The 3,684-nt window shown below is 66.8% G+C and carries 4 protein-coding genes; 2 read left to right on the forward strand and 2 right to left on the reverse strand.

Annotation, left to right across the window (positions count from 1 at the left end; all coding sequences use genetic code 11):
• The first annotated feature begins 236 nt into the window (after positions 1-236).
• Entirely contained in the window at positions 237-845 is a 609-nt protein-coding gene (locus tag ABZV78_RS31430; protein WP_355644444.1) for a dihydrofolate reductase family protein, read from the forward strand.
• A gap of 92 nt (positions 846-937) precedes the next feature.
• Here the strand turns inward: ABZV78_RS31430 and ABZV78_RS31435 are convergent, their stop codons facing one another.
• Complete coding sequence (locus ABZV78_RS31435; protein WP_355644446.1) at positions 938-2,215, reverse strand: IS110 family transposase; 1,278 nt, start codon at positions 2,213-2,215, stop codon at positions 938-940.
• A 288-nt stretch (positions 2,216-2,503) separates the two neighbouring features.
• On the opposite strand from ABZV78_RS31435, the gene ABZV78_RS31440 reads away from it, so the two are divergent.
• Complete coding sequence (locus ABZV78_RS31440; RefSeq protein WP_355644448.1) at positions 2,504-2,755, forward strand: hypothetical protein; 252 nt, start codon at positions 2,504-2,506, stop codon at positions 2,753-2,755.
• 106 nt (positions 2,756-2,861) lie between these two features.
• On the opposite strand, the gene ABZV78_RS31445 is transcribed toward ABZV78_RS31440, so the two are convergent.
• Complete coding sequence (locus ABZV78_RS31445) at positions 2,862-3,185, reverse strand: hypothetical protein (protein ID WP_355644449.1); 324 nt, start codon at positions 3,183-3,185, stop codon at positions 2,862-2,864.
• Positions 3,186-3,684 lie beyond the last annotated feature (499 nt).

Raw genomic sequence — 3,684 nt, forward strand, 5'->3', positions numbered from 1 at the left:
CGCAGGCGGCCAGATGCTTGATGAGTCAGCCCTGATCACCGGCACCGATCCTGGCAGCAGTCCACCCAGGACCACCACCGCGAGCCTCACAGATGCTTGACGAATCCGTCCCAGGTGTTGCTTGACGGTTGGTCTGGAGATAAGTGCGGAGATCGTATCGCCGTCCTGGCGCTACGGGTCCTGGCGTGGTGGTGAACCGGCCCTCGGTGTGGCCTGACCGATGATTCTTCCGCGCCGTGCTGGTCTGTACGCCGAGTACCGACTCACGGGAGGCTGACACCATGCGAAAACTGACCTTCGGCATGAACCTGAGCCTGGACGGCTACATCGCCGCGCCCGGCGGCGACCTCGGCTGGGGTGTGCCGAGCGACGAACTGTTCCAGTGGTGGTCCGACCGGGTGAGGGCGACAGGCACGGCGCTGTACGGGCGCAAACTGTGGGAGACGATGAGCTCCCACTGGCCGACCGCCGACCAGCAGCCGGGTGCCACACCGGCGCAGATCGAGTACGCCCGCCGCTGGCGGGACATGCCGAAGGTGGTGTTCTCCTCGACGACCAGCACGGTCGACTGGAACACCCGCCTGGCCACCGGCGACGCGGTCACCGAGATCACCCGGCTCAAGGCCGAGGACGGCGGCCCCATGGATATCGGCGGCGCCACACTCGCCGCAGTGGCCATGAGGGACGGGCTGATCGACGAGTACGCGATCGTCACTCATCCGGTCCTGATAGGTGGCGGCACGCCGTTCTTTGCGGCCCTGGACAACTGGGTGAACCTGACCCTGGTGGAAACCCGGACGTTCCCTGGCGGCGTGCTCCTGACCAGGTACGAGACCAGGCGCTGAGTACCCTAACCTCGGATCGGCTCTCAGCCGGTACCAGGCCAACCAGCGGTGCCGGACGTATGCGGACGCGATGCACAGAGCTCAGACGAAACTTAGATGGACGGCGTGTGGGCTATGCCGCGAGTGCGGTGAGTTCCGCTTGGTAGCCGAGGTCGTGTAGTTGGCGTAGCAGCCGGTTTGCGGGTGTCGGGGTTGTCTCGGTGGGTGTAGTAGTCGGCGCCGAGGTCGGTGTAGGTCTGGTCGTTGGCGAGTAGGTGCCAGACGATGACGAGGATGGTGTGGGCGATGGCGACGGCGGCTTTCTTGCTGCCGGTCTTGCCGAAGCGTCGGTGGAGTCGGCGGTAGCGGGCGCCGAGTCGGGTGCGGGTGCGGGAGGTGGCCCAGGCGGCTTCGACCAGGACGGTGGCGAGGTGGGGGTTGCCGTGGCGGGTGGTGCCTTTTCTGCGTTTGCCGGCTGATTCGTGGTTGCCGGGGCAGAGGCCGGCCCAGGAGGCGAGGTGGGCTGGGGTGGGGAAGCGGGTCATGTCCACGCCGATCTCGGAGATGATCGTCTGGGCGGCTCGGTCACCCACGCCTGGGATGGTTTTGAGCCGGTCCCGTTGCGCCGCGAACGGGGTGATGACCTGGTCGATGCGGGTGTCGAGCTTGCCGATCATGTCGTTGAGGTGGTCGATGTGGGTCAGGTGCAGCCGGCAGAGCAGGGCGTGGTGGTCGGCGAACCGGCCGGCGAGGGCGAGGGTGAGATCGGGGATCTTCTTGCGCAGGACCCCTCTGGCCAGGTCGGCCAGGACCGCCGGATCCCGCTGGCCGGCGATGAGCGCTTCGATCATCGCCCGGCCGGACACGCCGGTGGCGTCGGACGCGACGGAGGCGACGGAGGCGAGCTTGATGCCGCTGTCTTCGAGGACCTTGTGCAGCCGTTGGGTCTCGCGGGTGCGTTCCTCGATCAGCTTCTTGCGGTAGCGGGTCAGTTCCCGGATCGCGGCGATGTCGGCGGGTGGGATGAAGCTGCCGCGCAGTAGGCCCACCTCGCAGAGTTCGGCCAGCCATACCGCGTCGGAGGCGTCGGTTTTGCGGCCCGGCACGTTCTTGACGTGGTGGGCGTTGCACAGCAGTATCTCCAGCCCGTCAGCCTCTGAGAGGGCATGGAAGACGGGCCGCCAATACACCCCGGTGGCTTCCATCGCGACGTGTGTGACCTGCTCGGCGACCAGCCAGGCGGTCATCTCCCGCAAGGCGCGGTAGAAGGTGGGGTACTTGCGTACCTGTTGTCGGCGCTGCCCGGCCTGCTCGCCCGGGATCCGGACCGCCACCGTGATCTGCTTCTTGTGCACGTCGATCGCCGCGACCCGCGGATAGACGATTTCCACGACGCCTCCATGGTGGAGCCGAGCCGATAAGGCGTCGCCCGCGGAACCCGCGGAAGATCAAGAAACTCAGACACGCGCTCACAGCGGCAACCCGGGGTACCTACCGGGGCGGGTTCCAGCGTCACTCTTGTAAACGGGCTCGCAGGTGCCAAGCTCTGTCGACGTCGGCGGGCGACGCATCGAGTTTCACAAACCCGTGGGTGCCCCGCCAGGGGCATCTTCCTCTTGTAAGCGAGGCGTCAGCCGGCCGGCGGCCTGTTCGCGACGGGCATCGGGCATCCTGGTGAGGTGGCCAGCCAGAACCTCGACGAGCTGATCCGGGCCGGCTGCAACATACAAGCGCTTGCCCTGATCCGCGAGCAACTCGGGTGCAGCCTGACAGAGGCGGTTGACGTGCTCAATGAGCATCACGTGCGGCTGAAGGCCGAGCAGCCAATCGAGCAGCCAAGCCAGCGATCGTCGGCGTTCGACGGCGGACCGGGACACCACATGGGGCACGAGGACCAGGTGGTGGACCAGCGCCGGGCAGCCGACTCGTAATGCGTGGGTCGTCGTGATAGCAGCGGCGCCAGCAAGCCTCGCGATGAGGACGACCAGGACCAGTGCTGACCCTATGATCGCCCAGAGCCGCGGACGGGCGGCGGTGCTAACCGACGTACCAGTCGAGCAGTTCCCAGCCGGGCGGTGTTGCCATGACGAGCAGCATGGCGATGCTGACGGCACTGACCATGGCCAGCAGACGCCACCGGGGCTGCTCGGCCCGGAAGTCGGCAGAAGCCAACAACGGCAATGCCATCAGCAGGCAGAGCAGGGCCGGGATGAAGCCCACGCCGACCGCAACGACTGCTGGCCAGGACCAAGCGGGCGGTGCCTGCTCGGGGAAGTAGTCAGCATCAGTGATGAGGTAGGCGACTACCGCGTAGGTGTAAGCCGCAAGAACGAGTAGCTGTACGCACACGAGTGCCCACACCCGTCGGCTGGTACCCGCTGCTATCTCCGCCGTCGCCTGCACCGCCGCAGAATAGCGGTTTACGGTGCACGCAGCGTCCCTCGCTCTCTGGTCCTGGCGAGGACGTAACGGCCGACGTGGAACGCTACGGCGGATGCCGAAGGCGGCTTGCGAGCGAGGCGTCAAGAGGGCGGTCGGCGCGTCACGTTGGGGTTCCGCTCATGCCGCTTCCGGACAGCGACCTCCGTTGAGTAGGCGGCCACCGCATCCTGCTCGGCTGACGTCGCCCCCGGTCACCGCCGAGAGTGAGACAACCGGCCCTGCACAGCATGGCCATCGTTCAGCTGCGCCGTGACACCGAAGGACGCCGCTACCACCGGCGCAGACTGGCCGCGGGCAAGACCCCGATGGAGGCCCAGCGGCGCCGGGGTCTGTAAGAAGAACGGTGTAACTCCTGATCAAGGAGCGGCACCTGATGACGGAAACGACGATGGCCGTGGATACTTCCGCGGTGGCGAAG

Origin of the sequence: Micromonospora sp. NPDC004540 (assembly GCF_040610095.1) — a bacterium.
Lineage (GTDB): Bacteria > Actinomycetota > Actinomycetes > Mycobacteriales > Micromonosporaceae > Micromonospora.